Annotated in this window: 16 protein-coding genes and 1 pseudogene; 12 read left to right on the plus strand and 5 right to left on the minus strand. The window is 68.8% G+C overall.

Translation table 11 applies throughout. The annotated features are described in order from the left end of the window. Positions 1–301: 301 nt before the first annotated feature. The 7 genes from OG289_RS42835 to OG289_RS42865 all read left to right on the plus strand — a co-directional run bounded on the left by OG289_RS42835 (position 302) and on the right by OG289_RS42865 (position 7,845). Positions 302–2,104: a glycosyltransferase gene (locus OG289_RS42835; RefSeq protein WP_327319397.1), complete on the plus strand. Its 1,803-nt coding sequence runs from the start codon at positions 302–304 to the stop codon at positions 2,102–2,104. Then, the gene (locus OG289_RS42840) at positions 2,101–2,742 is read left to right on the plus strand and encodes a hypothetical protein (RefSeq protein WP_327319398.1); all 642 of its coding nucleotides are present in this window, start codon (positions 2,101–2,103) and stop codon (positions 2,740–2,742) included. The genes OG289_RS42835 and OG289_RS42840 overlap by 4 nt, the downstream gene beginning before the upstream one ends. A 2-nt stretch (positions 2,743–2,744) precedes the next feature. Next, the gene (locus OG289_RS42845) at positions 2,745–3,554 is read left to right on the plus strand and encodes a glycoside hydrolase family 16 protein (protein ID WP_327319399.1); all 810 of its coding nucleotides are present in this window, start codon (positions 2,745–2,747) and stop codon (positions 3,552–3,554) included. Between the two features lie 238 nt (positions 3,555–3,792). After that, the gene (locus tag OG289_RS42850) at positions 3,793–4,536 is read left to right on the plus strand and encodes a glycosyltransferase family 2 protein (RefSeq protein WP_327319400.1); all 744 of its coding nucleotides are present in this window, start codon (positions 3,793–3,795) and stop codon (positions 4,534–4,536) included. Further along, a complete protein-coding gene (locus OG289_RS42855) occupies positions 4,533–5,834 on the plus strand; it encodes a glycosyltransferase family 2 protein (protein WP_327319401.1) in 1,302 nt (433 codons plus the stop codon). The genes OG289_RS42850 and OG289_RS42855 overlap by 4 nt, the downstream gene beginning before the upstream one ends. Before the next feature lie 191 nt (positions 5,835–6,025). Next, positions 6,026–7,033 carry a glycosyltransferase gene (locus OG289_RS42860; RefSeq protein ID WP_327319402.1) on the plus strand — a complete coding sequence of 336 codons (1,008 nt, stop codon included), beginning with the start codon at positions 6,026–6,028 and terminating at the stop codon, positions 7,031–7,033. After that, positions 7,030–7,845, plus strand: coding sequence for a polysaccharide deacetylase family protein (locus OG289_RS42865; protein WP_327319403.1), 816 nt, complete (start codon positions 7,030–7,032; stop codon positions 7,843–7,845). Before OG289_RS42860 ends, OG289_RS42865 begins: the two co-directional genes overlap by 4 nt. A 109-nt stretch (positions 7,846–7,954) precedes the next feature. Here OG289_RS42865 and OG289_RS42870 read toward each other — a convergent pair whose 3' ends face one another. Continuing rightward, positions 7,955–9,184 carry an NAD(P)-binding domain-containing protein gene (locus OG289_RS42870; protein ID WP_327320975.1) on the minus strand — a complete coding sequence of 410 codons (1,230 nt, stop codon included), beginning with the start codon at positions 9,182–9,184 and terminating at the stop codon, positions 7,955–7,957. Between the two features lie 225 nt (positions 9,185–9,409). Next, complete coding sequence (locus OG289_RS42875) at positions 9,410–10,396, minus strand: aminoglycoside phosphotransferase family protein (RefSeq protein ID WP_327319404.1); 987 nt, start codon at positions 10,394–10,396, stop codon at positions 9,410–9,412. A 197-nt stretch (positions 10,397–10,593) separates the two neighbouring features. Here OG289_RS42875 and OG289_RS42880 point away from each other — a divergent pair, with 197 nt between their 5' ends. Beyond that, entirely contained in the window at positions 10,594–11,814 is a 1,221-nt protein-coding gene (locus OG289_RS42880; protein ID WP_327319405.1) for a carboxylate--amine ligase, read from the plus strand. Positions 11,815–12,150: 336 nt separating this feature from the next. On the opposite strand, the gene OG289_RS42885 is transcribed toward OG289_RS42880, so the two are convergent. Continuing rightward, the gene (locus tag OG289_RS42885) at positions 12,151–13,332 is read right to left on the minus strand and encodes a glycoside hydrolase family 16 protein (protein ID WP_327319406.1); all 1,182 of its coding nucleotides are present in this window, start codon (positions 13,330–13,332) and stop codon (positions 12,151–12,153) included. Between the two features lie 1,387 nt (positions 13,333–14,719). Here OG289_RS42885 and rfbB point away from each other — a divergent pair. The 4 genes and pseudogenes from rfbB (at position 14,720) to OG289_RS42905 (ending at position 18,460) form a co-directional block, all read left to right on the plus strand. Next, complete coding sequence (gene rfbB / locus OG289_RS42890) at positions 14,720–15,736, plus strand: dTDP-glucose 4,6-dehydratase (protein ID WP_327319407.1); 1,017 nt, start codon at positions 14,720–14,722, stop codon at positions 15,734–15,736. Continuing rightward, positions 15,733–17,589, plus strand: a complete 1,857-nt coding sequence (locus OG289_RS42895) for a glycoside hydrolase family 15 protein (RefSeq protein WP_327319408.1) — start codon at positions 15,733–15,735, stop codon at positions 17,587–17,589. Before rfbB ends, OG289_RS42895 begins: the two co-directional genes overlap by 4 nt. Before the next feature lie 53 nt (positions 17,590–17,642). Next, positions 17,643–18,014: pseudogene (locus OG289_RS42900) on the plus strand (IS982 family transposase); the annotation flags it as partial. 185 nt (positions 18,015–18,199) lie between these two features. Next, positions 18,200–18,460 carry a hypothetical protein gene (locus OG289_RS42905; protein ID WP_327319409.1) on the plus strand — a complete coding sequence of 87 codons (261 nt, stop codon included), beginning with the start codon at positions 18,200–18,202 and terminating at the stop codon, positions 18,458–18,460. A gap of 200 nt (positions 18,461–18,660) precedes the next feature. On the opposite strand, the gene OG289_RS42910 is transcribed toward OG289_RS42905, so the two are convergent. Next, positions 18,661–19,476, minus strand: coding sequence for a leucyl/phenylalanyl-tRNA--protein transferase (locus OG289_RS42910; RefSeq protein WP_327319410.1), 816 nt, complete (start codon positions 19,474–19,476; stop codon positions 18,661–18,663). After that, entirely contained in the window at positions 19,473–22,757 is a 3,285-nt protein-coding gene (locus OG289_RS42915; protein ID WP_327319411.1) for an amino acid adenylation domain-containing protein, read from the minus strand. Before OG289_RS42915 ends, OG289_RS42910 begins: the two co-directional genes overlap by 4 nt. Between the last annotated feature and the right edge of the window lie 56 nt (positions 22,758–22,813).

Here is a 22,813-nt window from a genome sequence, read left to right on the forward strand (position 1 = left end):
TTGAGGTGACTCCATGAGGCAGCTACGCATCGTTGTGCCTCCGGGCTGTTCGTTCTGCCCAGCCTAAGTCGGAAGCGACCGGCCTGCGACCGGAGCGGTATCCGGCCTGACCGCCACAAACTGCCGATCACAACCAACGACAGTAATGTGATGTTTCGACCGTTTTGCGACATGGCGAGAGAAGATCGCTGGCGTTGTACCGACGAACGGGGTCTGCGTTGTACCGACGAACGGGAGTGCCGCCGTACGTGCCCGTGACGCCGCGCATCGTCGCTGCACCCGCTCCGCGGGAGGCGTCCTCATGGATGAGCACCCGACGCTGACGAGCGGTCGCTTGGGGGCGCTCGTCAGTGCCACAGCCCGGCGGACCGGTCCGCCGGGCACTGCGCAACGCCAGTGGTGCGCACGGGTGGCCTTGCCCGTCGCGCTCGCCCTGTGGCTGGCGTCCCTGCGTGGTGTGGACCTGACCGGCATGGCGGATTTGGGCCTGCTGCAGGTGCTCCCGGTACTGTTCTGGGTCGCTCTGGGCCTGCTGGCCCTCGGCTTCTGCCTGGCGCTGTCCGACCGACGGACCGCCAACGGCTGGTTCGCGGCCTACGTCCTGGGATTGGTCGCGGTCATTCACGCCACACCCACGCTGCTCTATCCGACTCTGCGCTACGGCTGGGCGTGGAAGCACGTCGCGATTGTCGACGCGGTGATCCGGAACGACGGAAGAGTCCCGAATGCGGGCAAGCTCGACCTCTACAACCAATGGCCCGGCTTCTTCCACCTCAACGCGTTTTTCCTGCAGGTGACGGGCCTTGAGTCGTCGCAAAGCATTGCGGTCTGGACCCCGCCGGTCTTCAACGCGCTGCTGCTTGCCCCCCTGCTGTTGATCTACCGGGCGGTGACGCGTGACCGGCGGCTGATCTGGGGAGCCGCGTGGGTCTACTACTCGTGCTCCTGGGTGGGGCAGGACTACTTCGCTCCCCAGGCATTCGCGTTTCTGCTCTTCGTGACGCTGATCGCCCTGGTCCTGGCTCAGCTGCCCTCCTCGGCACGCCGTCCCCCGGGCTCCACGCCCACCGGCTGGCCGCTCGGCAGGCTGGTGATCGTACTGCTGATCGAGGGGGTGGTGATCTGCTCGCATCCCCTGACACCGCTGATGATGATCAGCGCCCTGGTGGCGCTGTCGCTTCCGCGCCGTAACCGACGTGTGATGCTGCCGGTCGCGGCCGGTGCGGTGCTCCTGACGGCGGCTTGGGACGCTACCGTCGCAAAGCCCTATGTCTCGTCCAATCTGCACCAGTTCCTGGGCGCGCTGGTCCAGCCCGACGCCAACGTCGTCTCCGGACTGGCCGCGTTGGGTACTGCGGCCCCGGGACAGGTTCAGGTGTCCTGGATCGACCGTGGTCTTTCCGCCGCCGTCTTCCTGCTGGCGGCCGTCGCTTTCCTGACTCGCTCATGGACCCGTCGTACCGGTCTTCCCCTGCTCGTACTGGCTCCACTGCCGCTGCTGGTCGCGAATGCGTACGGCGGCGAGATGATCTTCCGCGCCTATCTGTTCGCGCTGCCTGCAGCCGCCTTCCTGGTCGCCACGCTGTTCTTCCAGTGGGGCCGGCGACCGCTGCTTCGCTCCCTCGCTGTCTATCCCGTGCTGTTGGCGCTGCTCGGCGGGCTGCTCTTCGGCTACTACGGCAAGGAAGCGGCGAACTACTTCACCAAGGACGAGGTCGCCGCCGGCCGCTTCGTCACAGCAACTCGTCCCGGATCCCTGATCGTCTCCCTGACCTCGGCCGTTCCAGGTCTGGACGCGTATTACGACAAGCATCCCCACTTGCAACTGGACCAGCAGGAACTCAGCGACCGGCGGCGGCTGGTGCGGGATCCGCTGGCCGGCCTGGAGCCATTCCTCGCGCACGCCACCGCGGCCAAGCCGGCCTACATTGTCCTGAGCAGGGCGCAGGCCGCCGAGTGCTACCTCAACGGGACCCTCCCCGCCGACCTCGTGCAGCGCCTGGAGTCCGAGATTCCGAAGGCGCGCGGCTTCGTGACCGTCTACCGCAACAAGGACGCCGTCGTCTACCGCTACGAGAACCCGAGCAAGGGAGGGGGGCGATGACCCTGCTCCGCACGGGACTTGCGCCGCGTTGGGGACTCCCGCTCCGCTGCGGCCTCGCGGTGTCCGGCTGGCTGGCTGTGGCGGCGGAAACCGAACTTTCGGCCGGTAGCGCCCTGCGTGCCCTGGTCACGGCGGTGTTTCTGTTGGTCTGCCCGGGCCTGGCGGCCGCTCGGTGGGCCCGGTCGGCGGAGGAGCGCGAGATCGGCTGGACGGCCATCCTGGAGACGGCCGTCCTGGCTGTGGTGGTCAGTCTTGCGCTGTCGGTACTGGCCGTCGTGCCTTTCTACCTGAATGGTGCGTTCACCACCCTCCGCGTGTTGATGGCGCTCGCCGTCGTCACCTCCAGCCTGGCACTGCTGCCACTGCCCGGCCGCGCCGGCCCCCGGGCCCTGCGGGCCGCCCCGGATCCCGATCCGGTGGCGCCGCCGGCCGACCCGTCCCAGCCGCTTGCACCGGAGCGAGAAACCACCAAGGACCCTGGCGCTTCCCGGAACACCGGACCCGCCCGGCGCGGCGGTCCGGCCGCCGACCGCCCGGCGCAACCCGGTGGGCGGGTCCCGGGCCTCCTGCCGTTCGTCGCCGGTACCGGCCTGGCCGTGGGGGTCACCGTCGTGATCGCGGCCCGCAGGCGGCGGTAGTCGTGCCGCTCCGGCGGGTCCGACGGGCCCTCGCCGCGAGCGCGCTGTTCCTGACGGCGTCTTGCGGGGGCGCGACCGTACCGGAGCCGCCTGCTCCGGGCCACTGGAAGCTGGTCTTCCACGACGAGTTCGACGGATCGCCCCTCGATACCCGCCGCTGGGCCACCTGCTACGACTGGAACCGGAACGGGTGCACCAACAGCAGCAACCACGAGGAGCAGTGGTACCTCCCCGGCCAGGTCTCCGTGAGGGATGGTGCAGTATCCCTGACTGCCGTCCGCCGCGTCACCCGGGGCAGCGACGGCAAGACCTATCCGTGGACGTCCGGCATGATCTCCACCGGCCGTGACCACTGGGATGCCCGCCCCCGGCGGACCTTCACCTACGGGTACTTCGAGGCGGCCATCAGGATTCCTCCGCAGGCCGGCATGTTCCCGGCCTTCTGGATGATGCCCGCGTCCCGGTACACGCCTCCTGAACTGGACATCATGGAGTTCCTCGGAAGCACCCGGCAGGTCTCGATGTTCACGCACTGGCGGGGGCGGGACGGTGTCCCCCGGAAGGAGCGGGAGACCTATGGTCCGGTGAACTTCCATGCCAGGTACCACGTGTTCGCGCTCCTGTGGACCCGCGACGAGCTGACCTGGTACGTGGACGGTGTCGCGCGGGCCCGGGTGACCGACCCGGAGCGCATTCCGCACGTTCCCATGGAGGTCTTGGTCGATCTGGCCGTCGGGCTTCCGCAGTCCCCGCCGCCCTCTGTGAAATCGGCACAGATGAAGGTCGACTGGGTGCGGGTCTGGCAAGAGTGACCGACTGGCGCTGCATCCGGGTGTCCGGCAGCGGCGGCACTGTCTCCCACCACTGTCGTCGACGGCCACGATCGCCCATGCAACTCGGCCCTGCACGACTCCTGGGCCCCGCTTCAGCCACTGCCGCGAAGTGATCGAGGAAATTTCGTCGGTCTCTCTTGACGCCATGCCCAAATCGGGCGAAAGTGTAGATATACATCGTAAACATATGTCGTAGGCGTTCGGAGGCACGAGATCCATGTACAGCGAGTCGATCACCAACGGCGAGAGTGGGCCGAGTGCCACAGTGAGCCTGGTCGTGCCGGCCCTCAACGAGGCGCGGAACATCCCGTGGGTCTTCGAGCAGATCCCGGCATGCGTGGATGAGGTGATCCTTGTCGACGGAGACTCCAGCGACGCGACGGTTCCCATGGCCCGGCACTGCCTGCCGACCGTGCGCTTCGTCCGGCAGGAGGGCCCGGGCAAGGGAAGCGCCCTGCGTGCGGGTTTTCTCGCAGCGGCCGGTGAGAATGTGGTGATGATGGACGCCGACGGCAGCATGTCGCCGGCCGAAATCCCCCATTACCTGCACTTCCTCCAGAACGGCTACGACTTCGTCAAAGGCTCGAGGTTCGTCGAGGGCGGTGGCTCCCTGGACATCACTCCCATCAGGCGGATGGGGAATCAGGTGCTTCTGGCCGCCGCCAACCGGCTCTACCACGCGTCGTTGACCGATCTCTGCTACGGCTTCTGCGCCTTCCGGCGAAGCTTCCTGGATCAGTTGGACCTGCATGCCACCGGCTTCGAGATCGAGGCCGAGATGATCGTGCACGCCCTGCGTTCCGGGCTGCGCATCGCCGAGGTCCCCAGCCTTGAACTGCCCCGACGTAATGGCCGCTCCAACCTGCATGCCATATCCGACGGGCGCCGGGTGCTGCGGACTCTGCTCTCGGAAAGGCCGGGCGCGCATTCCCTCACGGCGAGCGTGCGGACCGCGTCATGACCTCCGTCGCGGTGCGTCCCACCCCCATCCGTGCCGGAGTCCGTGTGGTCGATGTCGATCTGGCCCGCCCGGGCGAGTTCCGGCTTCCGGCCGGCCCGCTGCTGCCCGAACCGCGGGGGCGGGTGCGCGCTCTCGTGCGACTCCATGGCCATCCGCTGGGCATGGTCAGTGCCGCGGACGCCTCCGGGGCCGCCGGCCTGTGGCGGGCGGTCACCCACGCCGCCCACGTGGAACTGGCAGATCAGCTCGCCAGGCATCGGGTCGCAGACCGTGCCGGAACTTTCGACGGCTGCTCCGCCGGGTGGCCCCCCTGTCAGGCCGTACGGCGCCGCACACTCCAGCAGGCACCCCCCATCAGCGTGATCGTGGCCACCCGTGACCGGCCCGAGCAGTTGCGTTGCTGCCTGCATTCGCTGCTGAGCCAGGACTACCCCGAGTTCGAGATCATCGTGGTCGACAACGCCCCGGCCGACGGTGCGGCCGAAGCCTTGGTTCGCGGCGAGTTCCCGGAGAAGGTCCTCTATGTCCGCGAACCTGTCGCCGGCCTGGCCCGCTCCCACAACCGGGCGCTGGTGCACGCCCGCGGAGCCGTCGTCGCCTTCACGGATGATGACACACTCGTCGATTCGGGATGGCTGGCCGCCCTGGCCGAGATGTTCGTGCGGGACTCACACGTCGGCTGTGTCACCGGACTGATCGTCCCCGCTGAGCTGGAGACTCCGGCGCAGACCGTGCTGGAGCGTCAGGGCGGCTTCGCCAAGGGGTACACACCTCGCACCTGGTCGCTGTCCGATCCCCCGGCGGACCCGCTCTTCCCCTTCACGGCCGGGCGTTTCGGCTCCGGAGCCAACATGGCCTTCCGCGCCGACGTACTCCGCTCGCTGGGCGGTTTCGACGCCGCCACCGGCGCCGGAACCCCTGCCCGTGGCGGTGACGACCTGCTCGCCTTCTTCGAGGTCCTGACTGCCGGTCATACGTTGGCGTACCAACCGGGTGCCATCGTCTGGCACCGGCATCGTCGGACGCGGGACGCCGTAGCCGCACAAGTCTTCGGATACGGGGCGGGGCTCGCCGCCTATCTCACCGGTGCGATGGCCAGCGATCCTCGTAGGCTGCCCACCTTGCTGCGCAGGCTCCCCGGCGGCATCCACTACGCCATGACGCGAACGCGTGGGCGCCGAGCCGACCCCGAGGCCGACTGGTCCTGGCGCCTTGCCCTCCTGGAAGTGCGCGGGATGGCATATGGCCCCTGCGGCTATCTGCGCGGACGTCTCACCGGCGAACCCGAACGATTCTGACCGGACGCCTTACTGCGCCTGTCATGGCCTGCCGAATCGACGCTGTCCGTCCTGGTTCTCAGACCCACGCACATGCTGCTGCCGAACAGGGGCGTCGCCGGAGCCGACGTGTCCTGGCTCGCCGTCCACTGTCCGATCGCGGTCCCCGTCTTGGTGCGCCGGCGGCGATTGCTCGTAACCAAGAGGTCCCCATGAATGACGCAATGCTCTCCACTCACCCCGTCTCCGCCCTGTCGGTCGTCGTCTGCGCCTACACCCTCGACCGGTGGGACGACCTGCGGGCCGCGATCGCGTCGGTGCTGACCCAGAACAGACCTGCGGACGAGGTCGTGCTGGTCGTTGACCACTGCCAGGCCCTGTACGAGCGGGCATCGAAGGCGCTGCCTGCTGTCCGGGTGGTGCCAAGCAGTGGGCCCCGCGGCCTGTCGGGGGCGCGCAACACGGGTGTGGCGGTCTCGCACGGTGACGTGGTCGCCTTCCTCGACGACGACGCGGCGGCCGAACCCGATTGGACCGACCGTCTGATGGCACACTACGACGATCCCAGGGTGGCGGGCGTCGGCGGACTGGTCAGACCGCGCTGGTCCACCCGGCGGCCGGTGTGGTTCCCCCCAGAGTTCGACTGGGTCGTCGGCTGCTCCTACCGGGGACTGCCCGAACGAACCGCTCCGGTACGCAACTTCATCGGAGCCAACATGTCGTTCCGCAGAACGGAGCTGCTTGCGGTCGGGGGATTCCTTGACACTCTGGGGCGGGTGAGCAACCGGCCGACCGCGGGGTGCGAAGAGACGGACTTGTGTCTGCGCATTACGGCCCGCCGCCCGGACGCCGTCCTGTTGTACGAGCCGGCCGCAGCGGTCCGCCACCGGGTCCCCGAAGCCCGTACCCGCTGGTCGTACTTCCGGTCCCGCTGCTACGGCGAGGGGCTGTCCAAGGCGCTGGTGGCACGGTACGACGGCAGCGGCCCGGCCCTGGCCAGCGAGCGCGCCTATCTGCGGACGACCATTCCGCGGGCATTGGCCAGGAATCTGCGTCGGACGGGCCGCCCTGGCGCGGTGCGTACTCTGGGGGCGCTGTCCGCCGGGGTCTGCGCCACTGGCACCGGTTACCTCGTCGGACGGCTCCGATCGCCGGGGCCACAGGACTTCTCACGGACGCCCCAGGTATCGACGGAGCCGTTGGCGGGAGGCAGCCCATGAACGCCATACCCGTCTTCCTCTATCACGCGGTGTCCGACGACCCGCCGTCGTGGCTCGCGCCGTTCACGGTGAGTCCACGCACGTTCGTGGAGCACCTCGACGTCATCGCCGAAAGCGGCCTGCGCCTGGTCCCGCTGAGGCAGTTGGTGGCGGCGCTGCTCGGTGGCCCCCAACTGCCGCCCCGGTCCGCCGTGCTGACCTTCGATGACGGATACGCGGACTTCGCTTCCACGGTGGCTCCGCTGCTTTCCGCACGGGGACTTCCCGCCACTCTGTATGTCACCACCGGCGCCCTGACGACCCAGGGACCGCCGTCATGCCGCGGACCCTTCCCGTCCGTCGCCATGCTGAGCTGGGCTCAGGTCGGGGAACTGGACGAGGCCGGCTTCGAGATCGGCGGACACAGCAGGACTCATGCGCAACTCGACACCCTGCCGCGCAAGGCACTGAGGGAGGAAATCGGCGGATGCAAGCGGGAGCTCGAGGACGCCCTCGGTCATTCCCTCGATTCGTTCGCCTACCCGCACGGCTACTCGAGCAGCCGGGTTCGCGCGCTGGTGGGAGAGTCCGGCTGGACCTCGGCGGCCGCCATCCGAGCTGCTTCGGCCTTCAGCTCGTCCCGGGACGACCCGCTGTGGTTCGCCCGGCTCATGGTGCGGGCGGACACCGGCCGGGAACGCTTCCGACTTTGGACCCGGGGCGAGGGCGCCCCCGTCGCCCCGTTCGCCGAGGGAATACGCACCCGGGGTTGGCGGGCGTACCGCCGGGCGAGGGCGTCGGCCGGACGACCCTACCGGGCGCTTCCCGCCTGACGGCCGCTGACGGTGCGTCAGCACTGCTGGACGCCCATCTGGTCCACGAGCAGTCTCCATCCGCTCAGGCGGAACGCTGTCGGCCTCCCGGGAAGCCGCGGGCAGTCTGTCACCGTGGGCCCCGGGTCCCGGCGACGACAGCGCGGGCGACTCTGCGCGCGGCGAGTCCGGTGCCGGCGACGAACCGTAGAACGGGGCCGAAGGTCGGAGCGGCGGCAAGCCCCGTGAAGAACAGACCGGGCACGGAGGACTCGAACCCGGCCGACAGGCGTGGGGCGCCGTCGAAGGTCTGCAGCTCCCGGCGGAGTTCGGACGACATCAGCCCGAGCCGGTCGATGTCCACGCGGTAACCCGTAGCGAGAAGCAGATGGTCAGCCTGCAGCGCCTCCGTCCGGCCGTCGGTGTCCACCACCTCGAGGCGCACGATCCCGTCCTCCGGTCGCGCAGAGCGCACGGTACGGCCGCACAACACCGGGAAGCGACCCTCCACGCGCTGCCGCAGCCACCAGGCGCCGGAGGGTCCGAGCACGCTGTGGAGCAGCCGGGTGCGTACCCGTTCCGGCAGATGCCGGTAAGCGGCACCGCCGTAGCTGCAAGCCAACAGGGACCATCCGGGACCCAGAGGTGAGCCTGGTTTCACCATCCGTACGGGGCGGGACCGGTCGGCCGGTCGGTCGGTACTCGGGGGGTCACCGAACCCGACGGACGCGGCGCGGGCGACCACGGTGGGGAAGGCACCCGCTTCGTGCAGCAGGGCGGCGCTTTCCAACGCAGACTGCCCCGAACCGAGGACGGCAACCCGCTGCCCCGCGAACCCGGTCAGATCACGGTACCGACTGGTGTGGGAGACCAGACCGGCCGGGAAGGCGCCGCGCAGTTCGGGCGGCTCGTGAGCGAAAGCAACCTGTCCGGTGGCCATCACCACGTGCTCGGCGAGGAACTGCTCACCGGAGTCCAGGGTGACACCGAACAGGCCGTCCACGGCCTGAACAGCGCGCACCCTCTGCCGCTCCACCTCGGGAACGCGGCGCTCCTGGAACCATCGTCCGTAGTGGATGAACTCCTCGACAGGGATCGGGTACAGATCGCCCACGGGTACGAGCCCCTGGCAGGCGCGGAAGTCCTCGAGCCGGTATCCGGACTCTGGCGCGGAGATGGAAGAGGCCGCGGGCACCGACTTGAGACACATGCCCTGGGGCATATGCGTATGCCAGCTCTCCATGGGTTCACCGAAAACGCGTCGCGGTACCCCTGCCGCACTCAGCCAAGCGGCCGTTGCGAGCCCGTACGGGCCGGCACCGACGACGACGACGGGTGCCCGTCGGCGGGAGTCACTGATCGCCTTGTTCTTGGCCGCTCTGTGCCGGGCGGCGGATCCGGTGCTCGGGGGCATGTCGACTCCCTTCTCGCGGCCTGCCTGGGACGCTGCTATCAGGGTGCATCCGCTGCAGACGGTCGGCCAGGCGACAGATGTCCGTCCGCTTCGCTTCCCCGGGCAGTGTGCCGACGCGCCAGGGCAGCAGAAACCGGGCGATGGCACGGGTGTGAAAGGGCAGCTGGTCCGTCATGACGCGGCGCCGGCCCATCGGCACGACTCCCGCAGGACGGGTACGAGTGTGTCAGCGAGCCACCAGTGATTGTGCCCGAATCGTGGCGACTTGCGCAGGTTGCCCGCCACATGCCACAGCCAGGTCAGCAAGGTGAGTGCCAGCGGGTTGCCGGTGTCCTGGTCGGGATCCACTCCGGCGAGTGCGAGAAGAGCGCCGTCGGCATCGGACGGATGGCCGGTGCGCAGTGTGTCGGCGACCAGGTCACCGAGCGAGCGGCCAGTGAGCGTACTGCGCAGGGCCAGGACGAAAGTGTAGGCATCTATCTCACATGGACCGTCCACGTGGGCGTTGCCCCAGTCGAAGACTCCTGTGACCCGAAGAGGTTCACCGTCGAGCAGCACATTTCCGGGGTGGTAGTCGCCGTGGGTCCAGCCCTCGATCAGCACGGCGTCGGCCAGTGCCGCGTCCAGTCGATGGCGCAGCGCCTCGAGTGCTGCCGCGCCCCGGCCTGCGCCGTAACGAGGGATACCCGCACGGAGGATCGTCAGCTGTGATTCGCACCAGGGTCCGGCCTGTTCGGCTGCTGGACGGCGACGACCGGTCGCCCCCCGCAGGTCCGCCAGCAGGCGTAGTGCGGGCGCAGCGGCGCGATCCGGGTTCCGTGGGTTGTTCCGTATCAGATGCTCGGCCTGGACACCCGGGAGCTTGTTCTGCAGGAGCGTTCCAGAGAGTCCCGGCCCTGATCCGACTGCCCGGGGCAGCACAGGGCGCCAGGGGCCGAGCCGCTCATCTGCGCCGAGTCGTTGCAGGGCTTTCCGCTCCCGGGCGACGGTGGTCGCCCCCCACCCGCTTCTCGGGTGCTTGACGACGACGTTCCACGAGCCTTGCCGCAGCTCGAACACCAGGAGGTCCGCCTGGAGCCGGGACGGGCGTCGGGTCACGGTGATGTCGCACCGACCCATCCCGCGCACCAGCCGGTGGGCCCTTAGGCGGTCGTCCATACCGCCCAACGCTCGGGGAAAGTACAGGGGCAACAAACCGAGGAGTCGGGGCATCCTGGCCGGAGGGTTCATGCCAGACCTCTTCGAGTATGCGCAGGCGCGCTCCGCAGTACCTGAGATAATAGGATATGTACGATCTGTCTTCTTCTCCATGCTAGAGCCGCACCCGCACTGACTCCTTCCGAAAGAGAGGGTGGGTGGTCTCGTTGCTCGACGACGAGGTGCCCGTGCTCCTCGCCAAAGTCGGCCACTATCCACAGCATCACGGCGGCCTGGGCGTGGTACGAACGGTAGGGAGACTGGGTGTGCCGGTCCATGCGATCGTCGAGGACCGCTTCACCCCTGTCGCGCTGTCACATCATGTGACACGCAGCTTCGTCTGGCCGACGACCGGGTGGGAGGAACCTGATCGGCTCACGGACGTGTTGCTTGCAATCGGCCGGGCGATCGGTAGGCGGTGTGTGCCGGTATCGACCGATGATGAGGTCGCGGTCCTGCTGGCCGAGTACGCCGACCGGCTGAAGGAGTGGTTCCTGCTCCCGCCCGTGCCGCCCGGCCTGCCGCGACTCCTGGCGGGTAAGGCGACCATGCACCGCATCTGCGCCGAGACCGGTGTGCCTTCGCCTCGGTCGCGAGCTCCGGCGGACCACGATGAGCTGATCGACGCGGGGCGTGAACTCGGCTACCCCTTGGTGCTCAAGAATCTGGAGCCGTTCAGTCGTCTGCGCACGCCTGCCGTCTGCGGCACGACGGTGGTGCGCGACGAACGCGAGCTGCTCGGCCGCTTCCAGGGCTCGATGCCGCCTGTCCTCATGCAGGAGTACATCCCGAGGCGGCAGGCGGAGGACTGGATCACCCACCTCTACTGCGGTCCAGGTGGCGTGGTGCGGGTCGTGTTCACCGGCCTGAAGCTGCGTTCCTGGCCGCCGTACGCAGGGGTGACCACTCGAGCCGTGGCGCTGCGCAACCCGGAGCTGGCTGAGTTGGCAGGCCATCTGTGCCGCAGTATCGGCTACAGCGGAGTGGCGGACCTGGACTGGCGATACGACCGCCGGGACGGCCGGTACAAACTGGTGGATTTCAACCCGCGTATCGGCGCCCAGTTCCGCCTCTTCGAAAACATTCACGGAGTCGACGTCGTGCGCGCGATGCATCTGGATCTGACCGGCCGAGAAGTACCCGATGGTCCTCAGGCCGAGGGGCGGATCTTCGTCGCCGGCCAACTGGATCTTCCATCGGTGGCGGTATGGCTGCGTACGGAGCGTCGGCTGCCACCTGATCTCCTGCATGAGAGGGCTACGGAACGGGCCTGGCTCTGCCGGGATGATCCGCTGCCGTCGGTGATCGAAGCGATCCGCTTCATGGGCTCGGTGACGCGTCGGCTGGCGAGGTCGACACGTGCCCGGATCGGTCAATGACGTGGGGTTACGGCGGTGCAACCGCACTACCGGAGTACTGCGTGCTCACGATGCCGAGCAAGGTTTGTCCGTCGACTGACGCGTAGATCAACGTGCGGGATCGAGGAGTCCTGCACGTCCGGTCGGTGAAGCCCTGGTGGATACTCATGTCGTGCTCAGCGTGAGTGCTTGACTGGATGACGGCATCCGTGGGGGCGCGAGTGCGTGTACCCGAGACATCGTCTGGATGGGACAGGGGCTGTACCGCCTTCCGCTGCCCGGGAACCTGGATCACCGGACCTCGAGCGGCGCCGGCCGGGGGAGAAGCGGCCGGCGCCTGAGGGTGCACCAGTCGGGTCAGTGCTGCCAGACCCTCACGTAGTCGACCATCATGTCGGCGGGGACCTGAGTGGGTCCGCCATGGATGGAGCTGATGGCGTTGTTGAGGATCAGATACATCGGAGCGGACGTGATCCCGGACGTGATCTGTCCGACCTGCTTGCCGTCGTAGTAGAACGTGACCGAGCCCTGCTTCCACTCGGCGCCGTAGGTATGCCATCCGGTGTAGGAGCCGGAGGCGCAGCCGCCCGGACCGCCGGAGGAGGAGTGGAAGTGGTAGCAGGCTGAGCCACCGAGACCCTCCATGACATCCATCTCGCCGTCGGTCGGCCAATTCTGCCCGTCCGTCCAGAAGGCCGGCCAGTTGGCGATCTGTGTGCCGGACGCGGGAGTGTAGATACGGGATTCGAAAGCGCCGTAGGTGAACTGGGCCTTCCCGTTGCTCTCCACCAGGCCGGAGACGTAGGGATACGTCTTGCCGTTGACCGTTGTCGGCTGCTGGATGGCCTTCAGATGGAGGTATCCGCCGCTGACGCTTACCTGTGACGGGGCATAGGCGGACTCTTCGGCGGAGTTGACGGGCGGGGTGGTGCAGCCGGAACATCCGAGCCAGTTCGGGTTCCACTTGGAGCCATCAAGGGCCGTGCCGCTGAATTCGTCGCTGAATACGTTGCGCCACGTCCCTGGGATACCCAGTGGTGCGTTGGCGGTTGCCGAAGACGCCGTGGGCGTGGGCGTGGGTGAGGCGGTTGGCGTTGAGGTGGAGCCGGAAGCGGAAGCTGTGGCCGTCGGTGTTGCTGTCGGCAGGGGCGTGGAGCTGGCTCCAGAGGTGAAGGAATTCACCGGGGAAAGGCGGTACCAGTCACCGTGCAGCTTGTATGAGACGAAATAGGTGTAAGTGCCTGTGGGGAATGTCCGACTGCCCGAGGTGTAGCTGGTGGGCGAAGTGGTGAGGGTGGGCGCGGTGGCTCCGGGGAAATCATAGACTCCGCCGTTGGCAGATCGCGCGGCGACAGCCAGTGCCTGTACCTTGATCGTTTTCGTGGCGTGAACCCGCGCGGTGGCTTTGAGCTGTCCGTCCGGTGCCGCCGACAGGGACAGGGAGTCGACGACGACGGCTGTTGTCGATGCTTTGGCCTGTGCGGCCTGGGTGAGGGTGCCTCCGGTGAGGGCGGCGGCGGCGAGTACGAGGGCGCCCACCTTTGCCCGCGTGGAAAAGGGGCGGCGGCGTCGCGGAATTCCAGCTCTGTTTTTTGTTGGCATGTACGGTGTGACCTTTCGCCCCCCATGCTCGGCAGTTGAGCCTGCTTATGCGCAAGGCAATGGCGGGCTGAATGGTCCAGGACTCTGCGCGAGGCGAATGCGATCCGCAAGAGCCTGGTCCGTGTCGAAGCACGCGGACTTCTCGCGGAAATACTTGCCGTGCACCCGAGTTGAACATACCGAGCCGCCTCCAGTGATGTCCGACACACTGGGGGATAATTCGGTCATAGGTGCTGAATTGTGCTGCCTGGCTCGCAGTTGGAAGGGCGGCGGTAGTGGCAACGGCGCCCGACCTGGCTCAAGCGAAAGGTTCGAAATGGTGCGGTCGTACGCCTCAAAGAGCGCGGTGACGACCGAACTGCCTTTGCCGATGCCCACGTTGCAGGCATGGGGAGCTTTGTGAGAAACGGCTGGACCGACCCGTCGCGCGGCTCGATCGCTTTACTCCCCGGTGTTCTTCCAGGAGCTCGTGACACGATCTCGGCGAGTGCGGTCGGGTCACGGCGTTCGTCGGATTCATGCTCGCCGTGGAGGATCCACCAGAGCTTCGGGCGGGCCCTGTATGGCTGCCTCGTGGGTGATGCGGCGGGCGCTTCCGGTACGGGTTCGCGGCGTGATCGGCTCGTTCGGCGTGGCCGAGGCTCTGGACGGCGGAATCTCCGACCCCGGGAGCGGGCGTGGGCGGTCATTCGCGGCTGCGCCGCTGCTTGGGTCGAGCCACTGGCCGAGGATGACGACACGCCGGCGGTGCAATGGGTGCGGGCCGAGGTGATGCTCGGCTGTGCCCTGCCGGCCGCGCTGCGTGAGGTCCGCACGCTTCCGGGTGGGCGGTTGGACCTGATCGCCAACCAGGATCCCTTGGTGCCGGCCGGCGAGATGTTCGTGCCTGACGGGTGCGGTTGGTGTCCTCGTGCGGGATGCCTTGCGGGCAGGGCCGGTCCGCCACCAGCCGTGACCCGGGCGACTTCCCGGGGCAGGGCGGCAGTGGCGGCTCGATCAATGCCCGCAAGACATCGCCCACGATCCATGACGGGTTGACCTGGAGCGCCAGCAGGCGAATGATGTACGTATACGTCGTAAATATACGTCTCTGAAGAACTTTTGCTCGGCGGTGATCGATGATGCGGAACAGGACGCTCATCCCGGGCGCGCGACAGCCGAACGGTACCGCCGTCGGTTTGCCTGCGACGCCCCCGCAGGTGACACCGACGGCGGAGCTGCCTGGCATCAAGGCGCACATCATCACCGGGCTCGCAGTGCACCCCTGTCATGGCCTGATCCCCGGGCCGTATGGGGCCCGCCACAGGAAAGTGCAGATCCCGTCATGACGAAGACCCGAATCCTGGTCACCGGCGGAGCCGGTTTCATCGGCTCGCACTACGTCCGCACCTTGCTCGGGCCCGATGGGCCGCCCGGTGTCGGGGTGACCGTGCTCGACAAGCTCACCCACGCCGCCAACACGAACAATCTGGACGACGTCCGCCACGCGCCCGGCTTCTCCTTCGTCCGCGGTGACATCTGCGATCCGCACCTCGTCGGCAGGCTGGTGGCCGCACACGACCAGGTGGTGCACTTCGCCGCGGAGTCCCCCGCCGGCGGGTCCCTCCAGGGTGTCGACGGGTTCATCCATACGAACGTCCTGGGCACGCAGATCCTGCTCGACGCGGCCCTGCGGAGCGGGCTGCACACCTTCATCCACATCTCCTCCGACCATGTCTACGGATCCATACGCGCGGGCTCCTGGCCGGAGACCGACCCGTTGCGGCCCAACTCGCCGTACTCGGCCTCCAAGGCGGCGTCCGACTTGATGGCGTTGGCCTACCACCGCACCCACGGCCTCGACGTACGCGTCACCCGGTGCTCCAGCAACTACGGGCACCACCAGTCCCCCGAGAAGGTCATCCCGTTCTTCATCACCGGTCTGCTGGAGGGCAGAGCGGTGCCGCTGTACGGCAACGGCCTGAACATCCGCGACTGGATCCACATCGACGACCACGTACGCGGCATCGAACTCGTGCGTACCGGCGGGCGCCCGGGCGAGGTCTACAACATCGGCGCGGGCAACGAGCTCTCCCATCGGGAGCTGGCCGGACTGCTGCTGCGGTCCTGCGGTGCCGACTGGGGGATGGTCCGGTTCGTCGAGGACCGCGAGGGCCACGACCGTCGCTACTCGGTCGACTTCACGAAGATCCGCAGGGAGCTCGCCTTCGCTCCGCGCAAGGATCTGGCCACGGGACTCGCGGAGACGGTCGACTGGTACCGAACGCACCGCTCCTGGTGGGATCCGCTGCTGCAGCGGGCCCTGCGAGGAGGGGGCGACCACGAGTGGATCCGATCATGAACGCGCCCATCGAGGACTACGCCCTCGTCAGCGACCTGGAAACCGCCGCCATGGTTGGCAGGAACGGTTCCATCGAGTGGCTGTGCCTGCCCCGTTTCGACTCGCCGGCCTGCCTCGCCGCGCTGTTGGGCACGCAGGACAACGGGTTCTGGCGGGTGGCTCCCGTCGGCTGCGGCAACTGTACCCGTCGCGCCTACCGCGCGGACACGCTGGTCCTGGAATCGGAGTGGCAGAGCGGAACCGGCGCGGTGCGGGTCACGGACTTCATGCCTCCGCGTACTCAGTCGCCGTGCTTGGTCCGCATGGTCGAGGGCCTGTGGGGCTCCGTGTCCATGCGCAGCGAGTTGCGACTGCGCTTCCACCAGGGTCGCGTCGTACCGTGGATCCGGGCCGCCGAATCCGGCACGGTTGCGGTAGCCGGCCCGGACGCTGTCTGGCTGCATGCCGACGGACCGGTGGAGGCGGACGGCCAACAGGACTCCACCGTGCTCGACTTCACGGTCTCGGTCGGCCGGAGGGTCGCCATGACCCTGGTGTGGTCGCCGTCGCATCTGTACGAGCCGCCGGCACCGCTGTTCGTTCCGGCGGAGACGGCGCTGAAGGAAACCACTGACTTCTGGCGGCGTTGGAGCGGTCGGTGCCGCTATGAGGGACCGTGGCGGGACGCGGTGGTGCGTTCCCTGATCACCCTCAAGGCTCTGACGTACGCCCCCACGGGCGGCATCATCGCGGCGCCGACCACCTCTCTGCCCGGATGTGTCGGAGGGGAGCGCAACTGGGATTACCGGCACTGCTGGCTGCGCGACTCCACCCTGACCCTGTCGTGCCTGCTCCGCAGCGGTTACCGGGAGGAGGCCACGGCGTGGCTGGACTGGCTGGTGCGGGCGATAGCGGGCGACCCTGCCCATCTGCAGACCGTGTACGGCGTCGGAGGGCAGCGGCTCCTCACGGAGACAGAGGCGCCGTGGCTGCCGGGCTACGAGGGATCGCAACCGGTCCGGTTCGGGAACTCCGCGATGAGCCAGTTCCAACTCGACGTGTACGGCGAGGTCATGGACACGCTCTGGCTGTCGCTGCGGGCCGGGATCCCCATGCCGGCCCATGTCTGGAACCTCGTCGAAGTACTCATGGGCCACCTCCAGCGGCATTGGGGCCGGCCGGACCAGGGGATGTGGCAAGTACGGGGTTCGCGGAGGCAGTTCGTCCACTCCAAGGTCATGGTCTGGGTGGCCGCCGACCGCGCTGTGCGCATGGGGGAACTGCTTGGCAGAAACGGGTCCTCGGCTGAATGGCGGGCCATGCGCGAGGAGGTGCACCGGGAGGTCTGCCGAAAGGGGTGGGACGCGCGGCAGAAGTCCTTCGTGCAGTCCTACGGCTCGTCGGCCCTGGACGCCTCGGCACTGCTGATCCCCAGACTCGGCTTCCTGCCCGCCGGTGACCTGCGGGTGCAGGGCACGCTGCAGGCGATGTGGCAGCTGAACCACGCGGGATTCATGCGTCGATACGATCACGACGGCGGTGCCGTGCACGGTGTGGACGGCATGCCTGGCGCCGAGGGCGCGTTCGTGTCGTGCTCTCTGTGGTACGCCCACGGCCTCGCCGCGACGGGGCATCCGCGGCAGGCCCGGGAGGCATTCGAACGGGTGCTTGCCATTCGCAACGACGTCGGTCTGCTCGCCGAGCAGTGGGACCCGGACGCGGGTCGTCAACTGGGCAACGCGCCGACGGCGTCCAGTCATATCGCCCTGGTGGAAACGGCGTTCGCCCTTTCATCGGCACCGCCCCGGAGCCGCCGTAGTGCGGCAGCGTCGCATGGACGTCGAGTTCAAGGCGCGCGGATCACACCTGGATAATCAATTCCCATGCCCGTGGAGACGTGAACAAGGGTGTCCAAGATCGTTGTGCGATGAACAACCTGGACACCCTCGCGACCGCACTCCACGAGGGAACCGACGACCTGCTGACAGCGGTTCCGCACATGGCCCCGTAGCGACCGATGGTGGGCATGGCGCCCAAGCTCACTGACGCCGAACTGGTCACGTCGGCGGTGATGCAGGCCCTGCTCGGCTTCACCAGCGAGGCCCGCCGGCTGCGGCACACCCATGCCCACCTGCGCCCCCAGTTCCCCTACCTGCTCCAGCAACCCGGCTACAACAAGCGCCTGCGGGCGGCGGCTTCGCTGATCCGCCGCACCATCCGCGTGCCGGCCACCGCCACGGCGCTGTGGAGCGACGAGGCGTGGATCGTGGACTCCGCTCCGGTGGAATGCGGTCGCTCCGAGTCACCGACTGGTGAGCTCCAGCCGCAGCGAGCCCGGGACCGGGCCCGGAGTACTCAGGGCCCGGGCCACCTCGCCGACGAAGCCCTCGTCGCGCCACTGACGGCCGGAAACGTTCACGCTGACGTAGCCGCCCCGGCAACCCGTATCTCAAAGGAGCCCTCGGCCTGGCCGTCTTCGGAGCGGTGAGAACCAACAACACCTACCTGCAGGCCCGTTGCAAGCGGCTGACCGCCCGGCGCGGCCCGCTCAGGGCCCTGGTCGCCGTCGAACACTCGATCATCACTGCGATCTGGCACATGCTCACCGACAACCTCCCCTACCACGACCTCGGCGGCACCTACTTCGCCCAGCGCGACCCCGAACGCGCCACCCGCCGTGCGATCACCGCACTCAACCAGCTCGGCTGCACCGTCACCCTCAACCCGATCCAGGCCGCAGCCTGACATCCAGAACCCGGACACCCGGCGGCCACCACGGCCACCGGGCGCTCAAACCTGCCCATCTCCACCCCGACCTGCACCTCTTCGCGCGTCAGGGGGCATTTCGGATTGATCCGAGGTGGTCTCTCGATCGTCTTTGGGGCCGGATGGAGACCGAGCGCTCCTTGACGGTTCTGTTGCCCTTCCCACGGCGAGGGATCGCTTCAGCGGCCATCGGGCGACGAAGGGGGGCAATGCGATCCCCTCGGCTGAGCGAGGCGGCGGGCGGGCAAGGTGGCGGTGGGCATCGGGAGGCTGTCGCGCGCGGTGCGGCGGAGCTGTCGCATGTACTGCTCTCGCGGCACGAGAACGCCGCCCAGGCTGCGGACGTGCGGGCTGTCCCGCTGAGCGTCGAGCAGCACGCCGCCGGCCTGGGCGAAGCGCGCCGCGAGGTCCGTCACCGCTACCTTCGAGGCGCCGGGACGGTGGAAGAACATCGAGTCCATGCTGAAGACCGATCCGAGCTGGAGGCCGAAGACGCCACCGACCAGATCGCCGTCCTCCCACACCTCGGCGCTGTGGGCGTGACCCAGATCGTGCAGGGTGATCAAGCTTGAGATCAGCTCTTCGGTGAGCCACAGGGGGGTGCGGCCGGCGCGGCATTCACGGACGACCCGCTCGAACCGCCGGTCCAGGCTGGTCGACCACGGCAGCCGGTTGCGCAGCCGCCGGGCGAGACTGCGGCTGAGGTGCGGGGCCGAGACGGGCAGCACCGGCCTGGGGTCGGGCGACCACCAGGAGACGGCGTAGGGGTCGGCCGATTCCTCCCCCACGAGCCGGATGCGGCCCTCCTGGACCTGATCGGCGAAGACCACCTCGTTGAGGGTGCGGGTGTACTCGTTGGATGCCGGGAACGGATAGACCCCGGCGCGGTACGCCGCCAGGAGGCAGGCCGGACCGATGTCGGCGGAGAAGGCCACCGGACCGTCGGGCGCCGCTTCCCGCAGGTCCAGCGCCTCCCAGCTGGGGCATCGGCTCACCACCGTGCCGCTCCCTGCGCCTGGCTCTCCACCGGCCGGACGAAGTCGGCCTGTTGGAGGAAGTCGATGTAGCGGTCCATCATCCCCGCGTCCACCGGCGGAATGTCGATCCCGGCGTCCGTCAGCGCACGTTCCGCGTTGCCGCGGGTGAACTCCGGGAAAACGCCCTGGAAGTACATCTCGCTCACGGTGATGTCGGCGCGGGCGCACCGGTCGACGAAGAGCGGGACGAACGGGGTGATCGGGTCGGTGGGGTGCCCGGCCGCGTACTTCACCAGCGTGGCGATCCACTCGGCGTAGGGGATCGTCTGGACCGGGTAACCCCGCCTGCGCAGGCGCTCGGCGAGTGAATCCAGCAGCGTGGGACGGGGGTTGGTGAGGTGGTAGACCTCGCCGCGAGCGGGATGGCGGGTGGAGATGTGCCCGATCGCGCGGGCCAGGTGGTCGGCCGGCAGGAAGTCCAGCGGCAGCGGGATGTCAGGGCACAGCCCGGTCCGCGCGATGAAGCTGATGAGGGCGGCCATCTCGCTGCTGGTGTTCATCACGCCGGTTCCGCTGCTGCCCGTGATGTCCATCAGGCGGTAGACGGCGACCGGCAGGCCCGCGGCGGACGCCTTGTGCAGCAGCGCCTCGCCGACCCATTTGGTCTCCACGTATCCCACCGACAGATATTCGGGGAAGCGCAGCGGAGTGGTCTCCGTCGCCTCGCGCACGCCGGCCGGCCCGAATCCGGCGAGCACTGCCATGCTGGAGGTGAAGTGGACGGGGACGGCCCGGCCGGCGGCGAGGCGGATGATCTCGTATGTTCCGTCGACGTTGGCCGCGCGCAACTCGTGGTACGGGTAGATGAAGTTGACCTGGCCGCCGAAGTGGTAGACGGCGTCGATGACCGATCCCAGCTCCTCGAACCGGCTCGGGGACAGCCCCAGTCCGGGCTTGCCCAGGTTGCCGACGACCGGCTGGACGCGCTCGCTGAGCAGATCGCTGAGGACGTACCGCTGGTGGCTCGCGCGGATCCGCTCCATGGCGTGCCGGTCGTCGGAGGCCCTGACCAGGCAGAGGATCCGTCCCGTCGTCCTGCGAAGCAGCTCGTCGATCATGTGCGCGCCGCAGAACCCCGTCGCCCCGGTGAGGAGGACGTCGCCGGGGCGACGGGGGTCCGGAGCCGGCGCGCCACGGCCCACTGCCGGAACACGCCGATCGGTCTCGGCGACGAAGTCGACGCTTCCGCCGTCCGGGTGGGCCAGCGTGCCGGCACGTGCCTGGCGCACGGACTCGGCGAACGCGGCGAGCGTCGGATACCGCAGCAGCGAACGGGTCAGGTCGCGGATCTGTGTGATGCCGATGCCGAAGACGACACGGGTCCGGGCGAGCATTTCCATGGCCAGCAGCGAGTTGCCGCCGAGCTCGAAGAAGTCGTCGTGCGGACGGACGCGGTCCACACCCAGGATCTGGCCCCACAACAGGGCCATCCCCTGCGGCACCGGACGGTCGTCGGCGTCGGCCGTCGTCGCCGCGGTCCCGGGTTCCGGCACGGTCCGCCGGTCGAGCTTTCCGCCGGGCGTGACGGGCAGCCGCTCCACCCCGTGGAAGGCCGCCGGGATCATGTAGCCCGGCAGGATCTCGGCGAGTGCCGACCGCAGCCGTGCGGGCACTACCGCCTCGCCGTCGGCCGGCGGCGAGGCCGGCGTGAAGTAGGCGATGAGCTCCCGGTCGCCGCTGGCGCGCGTCCGGGCCACCACCATCGCCTGGCCGACCTCCGGAAGGGAGACGAGCGCGGCCTCGACCTCGGCCGGGTCGACGCGGAACCCGCGGATCTTCATCTGGTCGTCGACCCGGCCCAGGACCTGCACGTTGCCGTCCGAGCGCCGGCGGCCCAGATCCCCGGTCCGGTACATCCGACCCCCCGGCGCCGAGCCGTGCGGGTCGGGCAGGAACTGCTGTGCGGTCAGGGCGGGTTGCCGCCAGATACCGCGCGCCAGCCCCGGTCCGCCGATGTAGATCTCGCCGCGCTCGCCCGGCGGCACCGGGTGCAGTGCGGCGTCGAGCACGTGGACGTGATTGCCCTCCAGGGGCCTGCCGATCGGGGCGACGGCGGTGTCCGGCGCGGCGAGGACTTCCTCGTTCAGGTCGCAGAGCGTGGAGGTGATGGTGGTCTCGGTGAGCCCGTAGGCGTTGACGAGCCGCGCGCCGGGGATCCGGCGCAGAATGGCGCGGCAGTCCTTCGCGGTGACGATCTCGCCGCCGATGATGACGAGCCTCAGCGACGCGAGGCTCTCGTCGCCGTCCGGGACGGAGACGATCCGATGCCAGTAGGCGGGGGGCAGGTCGGCGACGGTGATCCCGTGCTCCGGGAGGCGGTGCAGCAGGTCGCTGGGCGCCCACGTATGTGTTCCCGCGAGGACGAGCGTCGCGCCGCTGATCAGCGTTGCGAAGTTCTGCTCCAGTGAGGTGTCGAAGCCGAGCGCCGCGGCGTGCAGCACTCGGTCGCCGGGGGTCAGTTCGTATGCCCGGGCCGCCGCGGTGAGGGAGTGGGCCAGCGACCGGTGGGTGATCATCACACCCTTGGGAGGCCCGGTGGATCCCGAGGTGTAGATCACGTAGGCGAGGTCGTCCGGCCGGGGACCGTGTGCCGACGGCGGCGGTCCCGCCGACGGCGTCCGCGTGGCCGGTTCCCCGGCGGCCCCGGGGTAGACGATCCGCGCCTCGCATCCGGTGAACATCGGGGCGTGCTCGGGGCTCGAGACGACGAGGCGTGAACCGGTCTCCCCGACCAGCGCTGCCATCCGGTGCCGCGGAGTCGCCGGGTCGAGGGGCAGGAACGCGCCGCCGGAGCTCAGCACCGCCAGCAGCGTGACGACCAACTCGGGCACGCGGTCCAGGCACACGGTGACGACGGACTCCGCGCCGACGCCCGACTCCCGCAGCTCGTGGGCAAGCCGGTCGGCGCGGCTGGTCAGCTCGGCGTAGCTGAGCCGGCCCTCGTCCGAGAGCACCGCGAGAGCGGACGGCTCACGCCGCGCCTGCTCCCGGACCAGCTCGGGCACGGTGCTCGGCCCGGAACCCGGGGGCCGACGCCCGGCGCGGGCGCTTGCGGGCCGCATGTCGGTCCACAGACGGTCGACGAGGCTTCCGCAGCACGCGGCGGACGCCGGTCCGCCGATCCGGCGCCATCCGGCCGGAATCCGGCGATCGGCGGGCCAGATGGCGTACTGCTCCTCGTCGTTGCGCAGTACGACGCACGCAGCCGACTCTGCCAACGGGTGATCACGTTCCGTCACCTTGGGCCTCCTGCCTCGCGCGGCGTCCTGCGGAGCACGACCTGCGCCCCCCCGCG

Origin of the sequence: Streptomyces sp. NBC_01235 (genome assembly GCF_035989285.1) — a bacterium.
Taxonomy (GTDB): domain Bacteria; phylum Actinomycetota; class Actinomycetes; order Streptomycetales; family Streptomycetaceae; genus Streptomyces.